The organism is Streptomyces sp. NPDC005435 (assembly GCF_040703155.1).
Classification (GTDB): domain Bacteria; phylum Actinomycetota; class Actinomycetes; order Streptomycetales; family Streptomycetaceae; genus Streptomyces.
The window spans coordinates 23,286-39,767 of sequence record NZ_JBEXEQ010000022.1 but is presented as its reverse complement, the minus strand read 5'-3'; the positions used below and the strand labels follow the sequence as shown (position 1 = coordinate 39,767).

Here is a 16,482-nt window from a genome sequence, read left to right as displayed (position 1 = left end):
TCAACTCACGGTCGTTGCGGCGGCGTTGTCCAGGGACGGGGGTGTGCTGCGGCCGGGTGCGGCGGGGGGCACCGCGATCTCCGGCAGGTCGGCGGCGGGGTTGCCGCCCCAGCGCGCGTGCGGGGGGACCTCCTCGCCCTTCATGAGGAAGGAGTCGGGCGCGAGGACGGCGCCTTCGCCCACCTTCACGCCGTAGTGCACGTGGGCGGCGACGCCCAGCGTGCAGTCGGCGCCGATCCTGGTGACGGCGGACTTGAAGGTGCCGTCCTCCTGCGAGTGGCACTGGATCTTGCATCCGGCGTTCAGGGTGGCGCCGTCGCCGATGGCGGTGAGCGTGCGCTCGGTGATGAAGCTGCCGTCGTCGAAGACCATGCGGCCGATGCGGACGCCCATCAGCCGCCAGATCAGGGGCTTGTAGGGGGTGCCGTTGAAGATGTTCAGATGCCGGTCCGGGATCTTCCACAGCCGCTCCTGCTTCCAGAAGGTGCGGTCGTAGATGGAGCACAGCTGGGGGCGCAGCCTGCGGAAGGACAGCAGGCAGCGTTCCACCACGATGTAGTAGGCGGTGGACAGCAGCAGCGTGATCGCCATGTACACGGCGATCACGACGTGCCCGACCACGCCGTAGAGGTTCACGGTGGCCAGCGCCAGGAAGGTGAGCGCGAGGACGTGCAGCCAGCGCACGAACAGCATCAGGGCCATCGAGCGCAGGTTGTAGCGGTTCTTCGCGGCGAGCCCCTGGCGCAGCGCCTCGCCGCCCCTGAGGTGGTCGAACCGCGCGTCGCGCTCCACGGTCCGGGGGATCTCGAAGCACGGGGAGCCGAGGAGGCCGACGCCTTCACGGACCTCGCCGTCCAGGGGCACCATCACCTTGGTGGCCAGCAGGCAGTTCTCGCCGGTCCGGCCGCCGGTGGGGTAGGCGATGTTGTTGCCGAGGAAGTTGTGCGCGCCGATCGTCGCCCGCGAGAGGCGGAACGAGGTCGCGGAGTAGTCGGCGTTGATGACGGAGAGCCCGTCGGCCACCATCGTGCCGCTGCCCACGGTGACGAGCAGCGGGCTCTCGTGCTGCATCTCGGTGCCGAAGTTCGAGCCCGTCTGCTCGACGTGCGAGAGGTCGTAGCCGATCCCGCGCAGGTAGTTCACGATGTACGAGCTGTCGCCGAAGAGCCAGGCGAAGAACTTGACGTTGGTCATGCGGGCGGTCGCCCGGTGCACCGCGTACCGGAAGCCGTAGAGCGGGTACACCCGGTCCGGCCGGACGACCAGGCTCAGCAGGCGCGGGAGCACGCACAGCACGGCGAGGCCCAGGACCACGAAGCCGGCGAAGAGGATCAGGGAGAGGAGCAGCGAGTCCCACGCCAGCTCGGACAGCGTCAGCGCGGCCGCGGGCTCCAGACGCTTGCGGATCGCCGGCACCTCGGTGAACAGCATGTACATCCCGCCCACCCCGAGCGGGATGTACAGCAGGATCAACTGGACCAGGGAGGCGCAGCCGAACCAGGTCCGGCGCAGGGCGCCGCACGAGGCCGGGGCGACCCGCACATAGTCGACCTCGGTGGGCTGCGCGGGCGATCCGTGCCGGTGCTCGCCGTCGGGGACGGCCTGGCCCCGGTGCAGGGACGAGGAGTGGCCGAGCTGCGCGCCGTCGCCCATCGACGTGTCGATGTCCAGCACGGTCTTCTCGCCGATGTACACGTCGCGGCCGAGGGTGATGCGGCCGGTCTGGATGCGTCCCGCGTACGCCCGGTAGCCGAGCAGGAAGGTGTCCTTGCGGACGACGGTGCCCGAGCCGATCGTCAGCAGGTCGGTGCACACCGGCATGGAGTGGGTGAGGATCGTGACGCCCCTGCCGATCCGCGCGCCGAGCGCCCGCAGATACAGCACGTACAGCGGATTTCCGACGAAGAGAAGCATCGGGTTGGCGTGGAGCAGCGATTTGACGATCCAGAAGCGCAGGTACGCGAAACCCCACACGGGGAATTCAGTGGATTTCCAGCGGCCGATCAGCACCCATTTGGCGACGAGCGGTATGGCGCACAGGACCAGGAATCCGGCCCCGCCGAACAGCAGCGACCGCAGATAGATGTCCCACAGCCCCCTGCCGCCGGCGACCCATTCGTATCCGGCGGCGGTGCCGAATCCGGCGACCAGTGAATAGCCGAGGAAACACAGCGTCTGAAAAGTTCCGCACAGGACGTGGGAGGCCCGGCTCGCCCGGGCCACCGGCTCCGGCGGCGGCGTCCGCAGCAGCGGCGCGACGGCGGCCGGGGCGTCCGCCAGGGGTTCCGCGGACCGGTCGAGGGCCGCCGCCAGGGCGCGGAGCGTGGGGTGCTGGTAGACGTCCTTCATGGACGGGGAGGGCAGGTCTCCGCGTTTGCGGACCCGCGCGCAGAATTGCGCCATGACCAGGGAATTGGCACCGAGGTCGTCGAAGAAATTGCCGTCGGGGGGGATGTTCTCCGCTCCCACGACACCGGCCAGCACTTCCGCGAGGCGTGTTTCGGTGTCCGATCCCGCCGGAGTTTCGGTGTCCGCCCTTGCCGGACCGGGGCTCTCGCGCCTGATGACGGCGCCGCCTTCCGGTCCCTCTATATCAATCTCCGAGTGGACCTCCGAGGACTGCTCCACCATTTGATCTCCTCGAAGATGTCTGGATCGCTGGCCGCTTCAGTTTCGGCCCGCGACCGCGAGGCTGCCACTCCGAGTCGATCACCCCGGGAACGGGAATACGCCTGGCAAGCCCGTGATCCCTGGGTGCACGCGTGTGAGCGGCACTCCAGGGATCACCTGAACGGCGGAGCCCGGCGAGGGGCGGACAGGGGGTGCCCGGCCGGCTGCTTCGGGTGACCGCGTCCCTTCCGTGCGGGGAGTCGTTTCGTACGGGAGTCATTCCGTACGGAGAGTCACCGGCAGGGTCATTTCGCCGGCTGCGCGTCGGCCGCCGTAGCGCGGCCCAGCGTGCGGTCGGACACCGTCAGCAGCAGGTAGAGCACACCGGCGCCGAGCATGACCCAGGCGAGGTGGTGCATCCCGGCGGTGTCGGCGTGGCGGCCGAAGGACGCGGCGGTCGCGGAGGAGGCGACCATCGAGCCGAGGTAGGCGAAGGTGCGCAGCAGTCCGGCCGAGGAGGCGATGCGGTCGGGGTCGGCCTGGAAGTAGACGGAGTTCTGCAGGGCCAGGTTGTTCAGCCCCTGTGGGACGCCGAAGACCAGGGCGACCAGCGGCAGCGTCCAGAACGGGCTCTTCCCCGACAGCGTGAGGATCAGCAGGCAGGCGACGATCTGCCCCACCGCGCCGGTCAGCAGCTTGGCGCGCACGCCCTTGCGGCGCCCGGAGAGGATCGAGACCCCGATGGCCATGAGGAACATGGGGATCTGCGCCAGCCCGGCGTGGAAGGGGCTCAGCCCGTAGCCCTCCTCGGTCCACTGGCTGAAGCCGTAGAGGAAGGCGTAGGAGACGACGTAGGCGACGAGCGCGCGGCCGTACGTCGCGATCAGCGGGGTGTTGCCGCCGAGGACCCGCAGGTCGATGAAGGGGTCGGTGGCGCGCAGCTCCCGCAGCGCGAACGCGGTGCCCGCGGCGGCGGCGATCAGCAGCAGGTACCAGTCGCGCGGGTGCAGGTTCATCAGGAAGAGCAGCAGCGAGGTGAGCGTCGCGGCGAACAGGGCCATGCCGGGCAGGTCGAGCCGGGCGGCCGCGGGCCGGGGCTCGCCCGGCGCCGGGACGGTCCTGGGCAGCCGCCACAGGCCGAGCAGTACGGCCGCGACGGCCAGCGGGACGTTCAGCGCGAAGGTGGCGCGCCAGCCGCCGGCCGCGATCAGGAGGCCGCCGAGCAGCGGACCTATGACGGCGATGGTCTGGTTGGCGACCGCGAGCGCGGTCAGCACCCCGCCGGGGCTGTCCCGTCCGGTGCGCCGGGCCTCGCTGCGCAGCAGGGCCATCGCGGCGGGGTAGCCCGCGCAGGTGCCGAAGCCGAGCAGGACGCGCGCGACGATCAGTACCCCGAGGTTGGGCGCGAGGGTGCCGACGACACCGGCGACGCCGACGAGGCTCGTGCTGATCAGGAACAGTCTGCGCGGCCCGAACAGGTCGATGAGCCGCCCCACGACGGGCTGGCCGAGCGAGGTGGCCAGGTAGAGCGCGGAGACGAGCCAGGCGGTCTGGGAGACGGGCGCGCCCAGCGCCGTGCCGATGGGGACGAGCGCGACGGAGATGATCGTCGAGTTGATCGGGTTCAGGACGGAGCCCAGCATCATCGGCGGCAGCAGCCGCCGGTCGAAGCCGGGCCGGTCCGTCCCGGGTATCGCGTCCGTCTTCGCGTCAGTCACGGGTCAGCCGCTCCAGTACGGCCATGGCGGCGATCACGGTCTGCCGCTCGTCCTCGGTGCACTTCTCCAGCAGCCGCCCGGCGAGCCATTCCGTACGGGCCTGCCGGCCCTCCTCCACGCGGCGCCTGCCCTCCGCCGTCAGCACGATGAGCAGACGGCGCCCGTCGTCCGGGTCGGGGTGGCGCTCCAGCAGGCCCATCGCGGCGAGCGCGGCGACGGTCGCGGTCATCGACTGGTGCCGTACGCCCTCGTCGGCGGCCAGCTCGCTCGCCGTGACACCGCCCCGGTCGGAGAGGCGGGCCAGGACGGACGCCTGGCCCAGGGTGAGGTCGTCGACCTCGGACGCCTTCAGGATGCGGCGGCGCAGACGGCTGATGACGGTCCGGACGTCGCGCGAGGCCTGGATCGCGGAGGGCGGCAGCCCCGGGGCCGGGCTGGGGCTCGGGTGCTCACTCATGCGGCTTCTCACTCATGCGGCCCACCGTAATCTCTACAGGCTCGACTGTACAGCTTCACCTGTGGAACGAGATCATCAAGGCCCCACAAGGGTTACCATCCGTGACGGAACGCTTCTTTTCAGTCACGGGCGGCATGGCTCTCCGGCTGGGTAGGCGTAGGGGCCGGAGTGGAGGTGCACATGAGCCAACTGGCCGTCCCGCTGTGGGACGTGAGCAACGGGCAGGGTCTGCGGCAGCTGGCGGAGCTGGGACTCGCGCTGGTGCTGTCGAGTTTCATCGGCTGGGAGCGGGCGGCAAAGCAGAAGAGCGCGGGGCTGCGCACGCACACCCTGGTCGGCATCGCCAGCGCCCTGATGATGCAGGTCTCCCAGTACGGCTTCACCGACGTGCTGGGCCTGGACCACGTCTCGTTCGACCCCTCGCGGGTGGCGGCGCAGATCGTGTCCGGGATCGGCTTCATCGGCGGCGGCATCATCTTCGTGCGCCGTGACGCGGTGCGCGGTCTGACCACGGCCGCCACGGTCTGGCTCACCTGCGCGGTCGGCATGGCCTGCGGCGGCGGTCTGCCGATCCTCGCCCTCGCGGTCACCGCCTTGCACCTCCTCGTCGTGCGCGGCTACCCGCGCCTGGCCGCCGGGCTGATGCCCAGCTCGACGCCCTCCGCCTACGAGCTGCACATGACCTACCGCACCGGCACCGCGCTGCTGCCCCAGCTGATGGAGGAGTGCACCCAGCGCGGGTTCCGCATCGTCCAGGTCAAGGTCGAGCGGCTGCCCGGACAGACCGATCCCGCCGCCCACGTCCTGCTCGAACTGGAGGGGACGGGCGACACCGGCGAGCTGACCTCGGAGCTGTTCCAGAACCCCGGGGTGATCGACGTCGCGCTCAACGCGTCCACGGACGACGACGACTGACCGCCCCCGACCGGCGTCCGGCCGCCTCCCGGCGGAGAATGGGAGGGCCATGGCACGGATGTCGGTCGACGGTGACGAGCTGGTCGTACGCCTGTCGCTGCGGGAACGGGCGGCGGCCCGGCGCGCCGGTGTGCGCGTGCCGCTGGCGGCCGTACGACGGGTGACCGCCGAGCCCGACTGGTGGCGTGCCCTGCGGGGAGTCCCCCGGCGGGGCACCCGGCGGACCGGCACCCGCGCCCACCAGGCGGGGACGGACTTCACCGTCGTACGGCCCGGCAGGCCCGTCGTGTGCGTCGAACTCCGGCCGCCCGCGCCCTACCGCCTCCTCGCCGTGTCCGCGCGGACCCCGGCGGAGGCCCGGAGTACGGCACGGTCGCTCGGCCGGAGCGCGCCGGGGCTCGACACGTCCACGCGGTACCGGCAGCCGCTCCCCGTCCCCGGGGAGGGCCCGCCCAGAGCCGCGCTGACTTGAGGGTCCGCAGGTTTTGTTCCGGGTTTCCCGGCAACCCGGTCGCCGGGGCACAGGCGAGGAGGGTGAGCCCAGATGGCGCGTCCGGTCGGCATCGACCTCGGTACGACGAACTCGGTGGTCTCGGTCCTCGAAGGCGGGGAACCCACCGTCGTCACCAACACGGAAGGGGCGCGGACCACCCCGTCGGTCGTGGCCTTCGCCAAGAGCGGCGAGGTCCTGGTCGGCGAGGTCGCCAAGCGGCAGGCCGTGACGAACGTCGAGCGCACCGCGCGCTCCGTCAAGCGGCATGTCGGCGACCACGGCTGGCGGTTCCCCGACCAGGGGGACATCGACGGCAGGCGGTACACCGCCCAGGAGATCTCCGCACGCGTGCTGCAGAAGCTGAAGCGCGACGCGGAGGCGTATCTCGGCGAGGACGTCACCGACGCCGTGATCACCGTCCCGGCCTACTTCGACGACGCGCAGCGCCAGGCGACCAAGGAGGCCGGGGAGATCGCCGGCCTGAACGTCCTGCGCATCGTGAACGAGCCGACGGCGGCGGCGCTGGCGTACGGCCTGGACAAGGAGGACGACCAGACGGTCCTGGTCTTCGACCTCGGCGGCGGCACCTTCGACGTGTCGCTCCTGGAGATCGGCGAGGGCGTCATCGAGGTCAAGGCCACCAACGGCGACACGCATCTGGGCGGTGACGACTGGGACCAGCGGATCGTCGACCACCTGGTGACCACCTTCAAGAACCATCACGGGATCGACCTCGCCAAGGACAAGATGGCCGTGCAGCGGCTGCGCGAGGCCGCCGAGAAGGCCAAGATCGAGCTGTCCAGCGCGACCGAGACGAACATCGCGCTGCCGTACATCAGCGCCTCCGCCGACGGGCCGGTGCATCTGGAGGAGAAGCTGACCCGCGCCCAGTTCCAGCAGCTGACGGAGGATCTCCTGGAGCGCTGCAAGGGGCCGTTCCACAACGCGGTCAAGGACGCCGGGATCAAGCTGGCCGACATCGACCATGTGATCCTGGTCGGCGGTTCGACCCGGATGCCGGCGGTGACGGAGCTGGTGCGCGAGCTGACCGGCAAGGACCCGCACAAGGGCGTCAACCCCGACGAGGTCGTGGCGGTCGGCGCCAGTCTCCAGGCCGGTGTTCTCAAGGGCGAGGTCAAGGACATCCTGCTGCTCGACGTGACCCCGCTGTCCCTGGGCATCGAGACCAAGGGCGGCATCATGACCAAGCTCATCGAGCGCAACACCACGATCCCGACGCGCCGTTCGGAGATCTTCACCACCGCCGAGGACAACCAGCCCTCGGTGAGCGTTCAGGTCTTCCAGGGCGAGCGGGAGATCGCGGCGTACAACAAGAAGCTCGGCATGTTCGAGCTGACCGGGCTGCCGCCCGCCCCGCGTTCGGTGCCGCAGATCGAGGTGGCCTTCGACATCGACGCCAACGGGATCATGCACGTCTCCGCCAAGGACCTCGGCACCGGCAGGGAACAGAAGATGACCGTCACCGGCGGCTCGGCGCTGGCCAGGAACGACATCGACCGCATGGTCCGCGAGGCCGAGCAGTACGCGGAGGAGGACCACCGCCGCCGCGAGGCCGCCGAGACCCGCAACCAGGCCGAACAGCTCGTCTACTCCACCGAGAAGCTGATCAGGGACAACCCCGAGAAGATCCCGGCGGACGCGCGCCACGAGACGGAGACCGCGATCGCGGAGCTGAAGGAGCAGCTCAAGGGCGACGACACGACGGCGATCCGGTCGGCCCTGGAGCGGGCGAGCGAGTCGGCGCAGAAGCTCGGCGCCGCGCTGTACGACACCTCGCGGGCGGAAGGCACGGGGGGTACGGGGAGCGCTGAGGGCCAGGCGCCGCCGTCCGGCGCGGGTTCCGCCACCGGTTCCACGGACGACGACGTGGTGGACGCCGAGATCGTCGACGACGACAGGCGGGAGACGGGCTGACGGGTTCCGGCTCAGCGGGCGCAGCCCACGTCCAGCACCTCGATCACGTCCCCGTGGACGGTGTAGACGAGCCAGCACCACTCGCCGAACGCGGCGGCCAGGGCCGGGGGCTCGGTCTCCGCGTCCTTGGTGACCGCGTCGATGAGCATGACGATCTCCGCGTGCGTCTCCTCGGGCACGCCGAAGAGAACGTTCGCGGCCTGGGGGATCAGTTCGACTCGCATGGGCGCCTCGCGACCGTTCGGAGTCCCGTACGACCACCATAAGTCGACTTTCCGTGCCGCTGTCGGCCCGGGGACAGGAATGAACGCCGCGTTCCTGCCTACTCGGCCACCATGGCCCGGCCCAATGACGAAGTGGCGGCACTGTTCCAGGAGTACGCCGACCTGATCTCGATCACCGGCGGCGAGGCGTACAAGGCGCGTGTCTACGAGAAGGCCGCCCGCGCCGTAGGCGGCTACCACGCGGACGTGTCCACGCTCGACGCCAAGGGGCTGCGGGAGATCCCCGGGGTGGGCAGGTCGATCGCGGAGAAGATCGGCGAATACTTCCGCACCGGAAGCGTGGCGGCGGTCGACGAGCTGCGCGCGAAGATCCCGGACGGTGTCCGCCGGCTGACGGCCATCCCCACGCTCGGCCCCAAGAAGGCGATGGCGCTCTACGAGGAGCTGGGCATCTCCTCGGTCGGGGAACTGGTCGACGCGATCCACGCCGAGAAGCCGCGCGAGCTGAAGGGGTTCGGTCCGAAGACCGAGGAGAAGATCCTCCACGGCGTCGAACTCCTCAAGTCATCCGGCGGCCGCGTGCTGATCGACGTCGCCATGGACCTCGCGGACGAGATCGTCGCCGCGCTCTCCCGTGTGCCCGGCTGCCGCCGCCGCACCTGCGCGGGGTCGCTGCGCCGGATGCGGGAGACGATCGGCGACATCGACATCCTCGTCGCGGCCGAGAAGTCCGGGCCGCTGATGAAGGCGTTCACCCAACTCCCCTTCGTCACCGAGGTGATCGCGCACGGCCCGTCGAAGACCTCGGTCCGCACCGACCGGGGACTCGCCGTGGACCTGCGGGTCGTGCCCCCGGATTCCTGGGGCGCGGCACTGCAGTACTTCACCGGTTCGAAGGCGCACAACATCCGCACCCGGGAGCTGGCCGTGCACCAGGGGCTGAAGCTGTCCGAGTACGGCCTGTTCGACGCCGAGAGCGGGGAGAAGATCGTCTCCGAGACCGAGGAGGAGGTGTACGCCCGGCTCGGGCTGCCGTGGATCGCGCCGCCGCTGCGCGAGGACCGGGGCGAGATCGAGGCCGGGCTGCGCGGCGAACTGCCCGATCTGGTACGGGAGTCGGACCTGCGGGGCGATCTGCACGTCCACACCGATCTGACCGACGGACTCGCGCCCCTTGAGGAGATGGCGGAGGCGGCCGCGGCGCGCGGCTACGCGTATCTCGCGATCACCGACCACGGGCCCGACCTGTACATGCAGCGCATGACCGAGGAACGGATGCTGGCCCAGCGCGAGCGGGTGCGCGAGCTCGACGGCACCTACGGGAAGCGGGGCGGGCGGGGCGGGTTGCGGCTGCTGCACGGTGTCGAGCTGAACATCGGCCCGGAGGGCGACGTGGACTGGCCGAAGGAGTTCCTCGCGGGCTTCGACCTGTGCGTGGCCTCGGTGCACTCGCACTTCGACCAGAGCCGCAGGGCGCTGACCCGGCGCATCGTCCGGGCCTGCGAGAACCCGTACGTCACCATCATCGGCCACCCCACCACCCGCCTCATCGGCAAGCGGCAGCCGCTCGACGCCGACCTGGACGAGATCTTCGCCGCCTGCGCCCGCACCGGCACCGCCCTGGAGATCAACTCCCATCCCGACCGGCTCGACCTGCGCGACGAGGACATCCTGCGCGCCCGCCGCCACGGCGTGAAGTTCGCCGTCGACAGCGACGCGCACGCGGTGCTCCATCTGGCCAACACCCGGTACGGGGTGGGGACGGCGCAGCGGGGGTGGCTGGCCAAGGACGATGTGATCAACACATGGCCGGAGACGCGGTTGCGGCGCTTTCTGCGCAAGGGGCGTGAGGGGCGCGAGGGGCGGAAGGCGGGCAAGGGGCGGCGGTCCGGAGCCCGGCGGGCTTCCTGAGGATCCCGGCGTGCCTCCTCACGGTCCCGGCGTGCCTCCTGAGGGTCACCTTGCCGGCAACCGCTCCTCGCACCACTCCCCCGCCAGCCGCGCGACCTCCTCCAGGGCGCCCGGTTCCTCGAAGAGGTGGGTCGCGCCGGGTACGACGCGCAGCTCGTGCGGGACCCGCAGCCGTGCCGCCGCCTCCTCGTTGAGCCGCAGCACCTCGGGGTCGTCGCCGCCGACCAGCAGCAGGACCGGGGCGCGCACCTGCTCCAGTGCGTCCCCGGCCAGGTCGGGACGGCCGCCCCGGCAGACCACGGCGTAGACCCGCACCGGCCGCTCGGCCGCGGCCACCAGCGCGGCGGCGGCCCCCGTGCTCGCGCCGAAGAGCGCCACCGGCAGGTCCCTCGTGCTCTCCGGTTCCGCCAGCCAGTCGACGGCGGCGACGAGCCGGCGCCCGAGCAGCGGGATGTCGAAGCGGTGCTCGCCGGTGACCGCGTCGTCCAGTTCCTCGCGTTCGCTGAGGAGGTCCATCAGCAGCGTGCCGAGCCCGGCGTTCCGCAGCTCGCCGGCGACCATGCGGTTGCGCGGGCTGTGCCGGGAACTCCCGCTGCCGTGCGCGAACAGCACCACCGCCCGCGCCCCGTCGGGCAGCCCGAGATCGCCCTCCAGCGCGGCGCCCTCGGCGGGAATCAGCACCATCTCGGAGATCACCGCGACCATCTCCCTCCGGGGCCTGCCGGACGGCCCCTTCGTGCGGCTTCGTGCGGCTTCGTGCGGCGCCTCCCGCGTACCCGTACGGCGGGCGTCTGCACACGGCGCGAGGGGCCGGCCGCACGCCCCCGGACCAGCCGGGCCGCCCGGATCAGCCCGCGCGCCCGGCGAATTCGGGGGCCGTGTCCTCGTTGCGCAGCCAGATCGTGCGCTGGGGGAAGGGAATGTCGACGCCCGCGGCGTCGAGCGCCTCCTTCACGCGGCGGCGCAGCTCGCGGGTGACGCCCCACTGCTGGAGCGGGACGGTCTTGACCGCGAGGCGGACGACGACGCCGTCCGCGTCCAGGGACTGCACGCCCCACACGCTGGGGTCCTCCAGGAGGAGGTCGGCGAAGGCGGGGTCCTGGCGCAGCGCGCGGCCGGTCTCCTCCAGGACCTGGTAGACGGTGTCGAGGTGGGAGTCGTAGGCGACGGCGACGTCCAGGACGGCGCGGGCCCAGTCCTGGCTGTCGTTGCGGACCCGCAGGACCTCGCCGTTGCGGATGTGCCACAGGCCGCCGTTCAGATCGCGCACGTGCGTCAGGCGCAGGCCCACGTGCTCGACCTCGCCCACGGCCTCGCCGAGATCGACGGTGTCCCCCACCCCGTACTGGTCCTCGAACATGATGAGGAGCCCGGAGAGATAGTCGGCGACCAGGCTCTGCGCGCCGAAGCCGATGGCCAGGCCCACCACACCGGCGCTGGCCAGCAGCGGGCCGAGGGCTATCCCGACCTGGTCGAGGATCATGGCGGTGCCGAGCAGGGCCAGCACGATCGTGACCACGCTGCCGAGCACCGAGCCGATCGTCCGCGCCCGCTGCTCACGCCGCTGCGAGGCGCGGGAGCGGTCCCGCAGCAGCACGGCCGCCCCTCGCCCGGAGCGCGGGCGGCGCGGCTCGCCCTCCGCCCCGCCGGGCTCCAGGACGCGTTGCACGACACGGGTGATGGACCGCTGGGCAACCCAGCGGATCACCCCGAGGACGAGGACGATGAGCGCGATGCGCAACGGCACTTCGACCAGCGCCGTGGTGTGCTGCTCCAGCCAGTCGGGCCACGCGGCGAGCTGGACGGCGGTGGCTGCCTCGGGGTGCGAGGCCGGGTGCGGTGTCGGCACGATTACTCCGTTTGCTGACGACTTTCACGTTCGGGTGCCGCCCCTACCCCGGATCACGCGATGCATGATCGACCGGCTCGGAGCGGGTTCCCGGGCCCGCCGACGGGCGCCGCCTCCCCCACCCGTCAGCCACCCGTCAGCCCCTGTTGACACGTCGTCCGCCATACCGGGACGCCTCGGCCGATTCCGTGATCATCTCGGGCATGATGAGCCGGCCGACCGGCCACGACACCCCTGGAGCGAACATGTCCGACATCCCGTCCGAGCTGCGGTACTCCGATTCACACGAGTGGGCGCGCAAGGAAGCGGACGGCACGGTGACCATCGGAATCACCGACCACGCGCAGAAGGCTCTCGGCGACATCGTCTTCGTGGAGTGCCCGGAGATCGGGCGTGCCCTCCAGGCCGGCCACCCCGCCGGTGTGGTCGAGTCGGTCAAGGCCGCGACGGAGCTCTACGTGCCGCTGGGCGGCAAGGTGGTCGCGGTGAACGAGGAGCTGTCCGAGGCCCCGGAGCTGATCAACGAGGAGCCCTACGACACCTGGCTCGTCAAGCTCCAGCCGTCGGACATGGCCGAGTACGACAAGCTGCTCGACGCCGCCGGGTACAAGGCCCTCATCGAGGAATGAGCCGTGCCGGGCCCGGCCTACGCCCCGTTCCGCGCGTCGCGCCGCAGGAGTTCGGCGTTCAGGGCGGTGGCGAACAGACACCAGGCCGTGTACGGCACCAGGGCGACGGCCGCCGCGCGGTCGGTGGCGGCCGTCCGCCGCAGGAGGTGCGCGTTGGCGAGGTCCAGCAGGATCGTGCCGGCGAGCCCGGCCCGCAGGTTCCTCTGCCGGAAGCAGAGCCGGCTCCAGGCCGCGTTCAGCGCGAGATCCGCTCCCAGGGCGGCGGCGAGGCGTACCCGTTCCCGGCCGCGCGCCCGGGCGAGCCCCCTGCCGCCGGCCCAGGCGACCGACGCGTACAACGGCGTCCAGACCACGGCGAACGCCCAGCCGGGCGGCTGCCACGCGGGCTTGTCCAGTAACCGGTACCAGGTGCTGTCGGCGTCGACCGCGCGGGCACCGGCCACGGCGGTCGCGGCGACCGCGACGGCGGCGCAGGCGGTCCACCGGCGCGTGGTCGACCGGTGTGTGGTCCACCGGCGGGTGGTCCACCGGCGGGTGGTCCACCGGCGGGTGGCGGCCGGGGGCGGATTCTCCCGGGTGGTTCTCACAAAGCTCATCCGTACCCTCTTTCCCGGTGCGGCCCACGCGAACGGATCTTCCGCCGGCAACGGGGAACCCGTCGACCGGGGTACGCGACCGACGGGGCACGCGGCCGAGGAGGCGACATGGGTGACAAGGAAGAGCGGGGCGGCGACAAGGACCAGGGCAACCGGGCGTACGGCCACAAGCCGTTCAAGCGGTCCCGCAGCCACTTCACGGACCGGATCACCACGGACGGCCGCGACGGCTGGCCGGTGGAGTCCGGCCGCTACCGGCTGGTGGTCTCGCGCGCCTGCCCGTGGGCGAGCCGGGCGGTGATCTCCCGCCGGCTGCTCGGCCTCGAAGAGGCGCTGCCGATGGGGGTGACGGACCCGGTCCAGGACGACCGGAGCTGGCGCTTCACCCTGGACCCCGACGGCCGCGACCCGGTGCTCGGCATCCGCTACCTGGCCGAGGCGTACGAGAAGCGGGAGCCCGGCGCGCCCGGCGGGGTGAGCGTCCCCGCGATCGTGGACGTGCCCAGCGGGGAGCTGGTGACCAACGACTACCAGCAGCTCACCCTCGACCTCGCGACCGAGTGGACCGCCCTGCACCGCGCGGGCGCGCCGGACCTGTACCCGGAGCGGCTGCGCGACGAGATCGACGAGGTGATGGAGGACGTCTACCGGGACCTCAACAACGGTGTGTACCGCGCCGGGTTCGCCACCCACCAGAAGGAGTACGAGGAGGCGTGCGCCGGGGTGTTCCGGCGGCTGGACGCGCTGGCCGAGCGGCTCGCCGGGCAGCGCTACCTGGTCGGCGACACGATCACCGAGGCGGACATCCGGCTGTTCACCACCCTGGTCCGCTTCGACCCGGTCTACCACGGGCACTTCAAGTGCAATCTGTGGAAGCTGACGGAGAACCCGGTGCTGTGGGCGTACGCGCGGGATCTGTTCCAGACGCCGGGGTTCGGCGACACGGTGGACTTCGACCACATCAAGCGGCACTACTACCAGGTCCACTCCGGCATCAACCCGACCGGCATCGTGCCCCTCGGCCCGGACCTCGCGGGCTGGACGACCCCGCACCACCGCGAGCAACTGGGCGGCCGCCCCTTCGGCGACGGCACACCGCCGGGTCCCGTGCCGCCGGGCGAGCGGGTCGGCCCGCCCGGGCAGGCCGGGTAGACCGGGCAGCCCGCATGAGTAGCGCCTGGCGAGGAAGAAGCCTCCCATGGCGAAGAACACGACCACACGCAAACTGCCGCTGGCCTACAAGCCGGTCGGCTTCGTACTGAGCTGGACCGGCGGTGCGCTGGCCGGGCTGGCGTTCCGCAAGGCGTGGATGGCGATACGGCACGAGGAGGACGCCCCCGACGCGCTCGACCGCGACCGCGGCTGGGGCGAGATCCTGTTCGCGGCGGCACTCCAGGGCGCGATCTTCGCGGTGGTGCGCAGCGCGGTCGACCGCACGGGGGCGAAGGCCATCGAGCGGTCGACCGGGGTGTGGCCGGTCGCGGACCAGGGCGGCCGGGACTGACCCGGGCGGGCGCCGTGGGCCGGCGCGGTGCGGTTCGGCGGATGGACGGGCGGCGTCGGCTCCGGCTTCTGCTTGGACTTGGGCTTGGGCTCCGGCCTTGGCTCCGGCTCGTCCAACTGCCGGACCGGGCCGCCGGGATGGGCGTGGGGCCGGACGGGGGTGCGCCTCGTGCGCGGCTTAGCCCGGATGCCGCGTCAGGATGCGGCGCCCCGCCGTGCGGCCGGAGGATCACGATCATGCGTCTCCTCACTTTCGCCCCGTCATGCGTCCCGCCCGCGCGACCCCGTGGTGCGCGGCTCCTCATATCCGCCCTCGCCTGCGGCGCCCTGCTGACGGCGGCCACGGGCTGCGGCGGCGCCGACGCCCGGACGAAGTCCGGTGGCCCGGCGCACAACGGCAACCCGGCGGCGGCCGGCTCCGCGCACCCGGCTTCCCGTGCGGGAGTTCCCGGCATCGGAGAGCGCACCGGAGCCCGTATCCCGGCCGGTACCCGTCAGCTCGTGGTCGTCTACGGCGACGGCCGGAACTCCCCCGACAGCCTCGCCGTGCTGTACGAGAAGCGCGGCACGAAGTGGGAACGCACCGCCGGCTGGCCCGCGCACAACGGCCGCCTCGGCTGGACGACGGACCATCAGCTGGACGACGAACGCAGTCCCGTCGGCGTCTTCACCCTCACCGACGCCGGAGGCTCGCTCAGAAGCCCGGGCACCAAGCTGCCGTACTGGTACGACGACAACGCCTTCGCCGCCTCCATCAACCAGGACGACGAGAACCACGCCCACGACTTCGACTACGTCATCGCCATCGACTACAACCACCTCAAGGGCACCCCTCCCTTCGACTGGAACCGCCCCGAAGGCGTCGAGAAGGGCGGCGGCATCTGGCTCCACGTCGACCACGGCGACGGCACGTCCGCCTGCGTCACCGTCCCCGAGCCCGCGATGAAGACCCTGCTCCACACCCTCGACCCGGCTCAGCATCCCGCGGTGATCATGGGCGACCGGGAACGTCTGATGCAGTGAGGGGCTCGCGGCAGCGGTCGTCGCGCCCTGGTCGCGAGGGCTGCCCGTCCCGCGTTCTCGGTAGCGTGAGCAGCTGACGCGTGGAGTGTCCACGCGTCCGGCCGGTCCGTGCGACGGCGGCCGGCGAAGAGTGATGAGGCTGCGATGAGTGAACCGACGAAGCCCGAGGTCCATGTCCCGGAAGGTGACGCTCCCACCGAGCTGACCGTCCGGGACCTGGTCGTCGGGGACGGGCCCGAGGTGAAGCCGGGCATGGTGGTCAGGGTCCACTACGTCGGGGTGACCTTCGGGTCCGGCAAGGAGTTCGACGCCTCCTGGGACCGGGGCGAGCCGTACAAGTTCGGCCTGGGCAGCGGCAAGGTCATCAAGGGCTGGGACCGGGGAGTACGGGGCATGAGGGTCGGCGGCCGGCGCGAGATCATCGTTCCCCCGCGTCTCGGCTACGGCGATCAGTCGCCCACGCCGCTGATCCCGCCGGGCTCGACCCTGATCTTCGTGGTGGACCTCCTGGACGCGTATTCCCGCACCACCGGGTGGAGCAAGGCCCAGTAACCGGTATGGGGGCCGCACGCACACTCCCCGGCCGAACTATGGGGTCCCACCACATACGACCCTGACC

16 protein-coding genes are annotated in these 16,482 nt (G+C 71.5%); 9 read left to right on the top strand and 7 right to left on the bottom strand.

Translation table 11 applies throughout. The features are described from left to right. The 3 genes from AB0898_RS25590 to AB0898_RS25580 all read right to left on the bottom strand — a co-directional run bounded on the left by AB0898_RS25590 (position 1) and on the right by AB0898_RS25580 (position 4,785). The gene (locus AB0898_RS25590) at positions 1–2,631 is read right to left on the bottom strand and encodes a Pls/PosA family non-ribosomal peptide synthetase (protein WP_366805319.1); all 2,631 of its coding nucleotides are present in this window, start codon (positions 2,629–2,631) and stop codon (positions 1–3) included. Positions 2,632–2,915: 284 nt separating this feature from the next. Next, positions 2,916–4,328 (bottom strand): MFS transporter, encoded by a 1,413-nt coding sequence (locus tag AB0898_RS25585; RefSeq protein WP_407078405.1) that lies wholly within the window; start codon positions 4,326–4,328, stop codon positions 2,916–2,918. After that, positions 4,321–4,785: a MarR family transcriptional regulator gene (locus AB0898_RS25580; protein ID WP_366805318.1), complete on the bottom strand. Its 465-nt coding sequence runs from the start codon at positions 4,783–4,785 to the stop codon at positions 4,321–4,323. Before AB0898_RS25580 ends, AB0898_RS25585 begins: the two co-directional genes overlap by 8 nt. Before the next feature lie 180 nt (positions 4,786–4,965). Between AB0898_RS25580 and AB0898_RS25575 the strand changes: the two genes are divergently transcribed. The 3 genes from AB0898_RS25575 (at position 4,966) to dnaK (ending at position 8,128) form a co-directional block, all read left to right on the top strand. Then, complete coding sequence (locus AB0898_RS25575) at positions 4,966–5,700, top strand: MgtC/SapB family protein (protein ID WP_366805317.1); 735 nt, start codon at positions 4,966–4,968, stop codon at positions 5,698–5,700. 49 nt (positions 5,701–5,749) lie between these two features. Further along, positions 5,750–6,172: a hypothetical protein gene (locus AB0898_RS25570; RefSeq protein ID WP_366805316.1), complete on the top strand. Its 423-nt coding sequence runs from the start codon at positions 5,750–5,752 to the stop codon at positions 6,170–6,172. Between the two features lie 72 nt (positions 6,173–6,244). Further along, a complete protein-coding gene (gene dnaK, locus AB0898_RS25565; RefSeq protein ID WP_366805314.1) occupies positions 6,245–8,128 on the top strand; it encodes a molecular chaperone DnaK in 1,884 nt (627 codons plus the stop codon). Between the two features lie 11 nt (positions 8,129–8,139). Here dnaK and AB0898_RS25560 read toward each other — a convergent pair whose 3' ends face one another. After that, entirely contained in the window at positions 8,140–8,352 is a 213-nt protein-coding gene (locus AB0898_RS25560; RefSeq protein ID WP_366805313.1) for a hypothetical protein, read from the bottom strand. Positions 8,353–8,463: 111 nt separating this feature from the next. On the opposite strand from AB0898_RS25560, the gene polX reads away from it, so the two are divergent. Further along, positions 8,464–10,263, top strand: a complete 1,800-nt coding sequence (gene polX, locus AB0898_RS25555) for a DNA polymerase/3'-5' exonuclease PolX (protein WP_366805312.1) — start codon at positions 8,464–8,466, stop codon at positions 10,261–10,263. A 45-nt stretch (positions 10,264–10,308) separates the two neighbouring features. Here polX and AB0898_RS25550 read toward each other — a convergent pair whose 3' ends face one another. Together AB0898_RS25550 and AB0898_RS25545 are read right to left on the bottom strand one after the other, a co-directional pair. After that, positions 10,309–10,968: a dienelactone hydrolase family protein gene (locus AB0898_RS25550; RefSeq protein WP_366805311.1), complete on the bottom strand. Its 660-nt coding sequence runs from the start codon at positions 10,966–10,968 to the stop codon at positions 10,309–10,311. Positions 10,969–11,110: 142 nt separating this feature from the next. After that, positions 11,111–12,112: a mechanosensitive ion channel family protein gene (locus tag AB0898_RS25545; protein ID WP_366805310.1), complete on the bottom strand. Its 1,002-nt coding sequence runs from the start codon at positions 12,110–12,112 to the stop codon at positions 11,111–11,113. 245 nt (positions 12,113–12,357) lie between these two features. Here AB0898_RS25545 and gcvH point away from each other — a divergent pair, with 245 nt between their 5' ends. Next, the gene (gene gcvH, locus AB0898_RS25540; protein WP_366805309.1) at positions 12,358–12,741 is read left to right on the top strand and encodes a glycine cleavage system protein GcvH; all 384 of its coding nucleotides are present in this window, start codon (positions 12,358–12,360) and stop codon (positions 12,739–12,741) included. A 17-nt stretch (positions 12,742–12,758) separates the two neighbouring features. Here gcvH and AB0898_RS25535 read toward each other — a convergent pair whose 3' ends face one another. Further along, a complete protein-coding gene (locus AB0898_RS25535) occupies positions 12,759–13,337 on the bottom strand; it encodes a TspO/MBR family protein (RefSeq protein ID WP_366805308.1) in 579 nt (192 codons plus the stop codon). Positions 13,338–13,445: 108 nt separating this feature from the next. On the opposite strand from AB0898_RS25535, the gene AB0898_RS25530 reads away from it, so the two are divergent. The 4 genes from AB0898_RS25530 to AB0898_RS25515 all read left to right on the top strand — a co-directional run bounded on the left by AB0898_RS25530 (position 13,446) and on the right by AB0898_RS25515 (position 16,415). Then, entirely contained in the window at positions 13,446–14,489 is a 1,044-nt protein-coding gene (locus AB0898_RS25530) for a glutathione S-transferase C-terminal domain-containing protein (RefSeq protein ID WP_366805307.1), read from the top strand. Between the two features lie 46 nt (positions 14,490–14,535). Further along, a complete protein-coding gene (locus tag AB0898_RS25525) occupies positions 14,536–14,841 on the top strand; it encodes a DUF4235 domain-containing protein (protein ID WP_366805306.1) in 306 nt (101 codons plus the stop codon). A 236-nt stretch (positions 14,842–15,077) separates the two neighbouring features. Continuing rightward, positions 15,078–15,863, top strand: a complete 786-nt coding sequence (locus AB0898_RS25520; RefSeq protein ID WP_366805305.1) for a hypothetical protein — start codon at positions 15,078–15,080, stop codon at positions 15,861–15,863. Positions 15,864–16,007: 144 nt separating this feature from the next. Further along, positions 16,008–16,415, top strand: coding sequence for an FKBP-type peptidyl-prolyl cis-trans isomerase (locus AB0898_RS25515; protein WP_366805304.1), 408 nt, complete (start codon positions 16,008–16,010; stop codon positions 16,413–16,415). Positions 16,416–16,482 lie beyond the last annotated feature (67 nt).

What these genes read in the sequence shown, in the direction of transcription:
- AB0898_RS25590 (WP_366805319.1), bottom strand. Translation starts at nt 2,631, where the DNA reads ATGGTGGAGCAGTCCTCGGAGGTCCACTCGGAGATTGATATAGAGGGA.
- AB0898_RS25580 (WP_366805318.1), bottom strand. Translation starts at nt 4,785, where the DNA reads ATGAGTGAGCACCCGAGCCCCAGCCCGGCCCCGGGGCTGCCGCCCTCC.
- AB0898_RS25575 (WP_366805317.1), top strand. Translation starts at nt 4,966, where the DNA reads ATGAGCCAACTGGCCGTCCCGCTGTGGGACGTGAGCAACGGGCAGGGT.
- AB0898_RS25570 (WP_366805316.1), top strand. Translation starts at nt 5,750, where the DNA reads ATGGCACGGATGTCGGTCGACGGTGACGAGCTGGTCGTACGCCTGTCG.
- dnaK (WP_366805314.1), top strand. Translation starts at nt 6,245, where the DNA reads ATGGCGCGTCCGGTCGGCATCGACCTCGGTACGACGAACTCGGTGGTC.
- AB0898_RS25560 (WP_366805313.1), bottom strand. Translation starts at nt 8,352, where the DNA reads ATGCGAGTCGAACTGATCCCCCAGGCCGCGAACGTTCTCTTCGGCGTG.
- polX (WP_366805312.1), top strand. Translation starts at nt 8,464, where the DNA reads ATGGCCCGGCCCAATGACGAAGTGGCGGCACTGTTCCAGGAGTACGCC.
- AB0898_RS25550 (WP_366805311.1), bottom strand. Translation starts at nt 10,968, where the DNA reads ATGGTCGCGGTGATCTCCGAGATGGTGCTGATTCCCGCCGAGGGCGCC.
- gcvH (WP_366805309.1), top strand. Translation starts at nt 12,358, where the DNA reads ATGTCCGACATCCCGTCCGAGCTGCGGTACTCCGATTCACACGAGTGG.
- AB0898_RS25535 (WP_366805308.1), bottom strand. Translation starts at nt 13,337, where the DNA reads ATGAGCTTTGTGAGAACCACCCGGGAGAATCCGCCCCCGGCCGCCACC.
- AB0898_RS25530 (WP_366805307.1), top strand. Translation starts at nt 13,446, where the DNA reads ATGGGTGACAAGGAAGAGCGGGGCGGCGACAAGGACCAGGGCAACCGG.
- AB0898_RS25525 (WP_366805306.1), top strand. Translation starts at nt 14,536, where the DNA reads ATGGCGAAGAACACGACCACACGCAAACTGCCGCTGGCCTACAAGCCG.
- AB0898_RS25520 (WP_366805305.1), top strand. Translation starts at nt 15,078, where the DNA reads ATGCGTCTCCTCACTTTCGCCCCGTCATGCGTCCCGCCCGCGCGACCC.
- AB0898_RS25515 (WP_366805304.1), top strand. Translation starts at nt 16,008, where the DNA reads ATGAGTGAACCGACGAAGCCCGAGGTCCATGTCCCGGAAGGTGACGCT.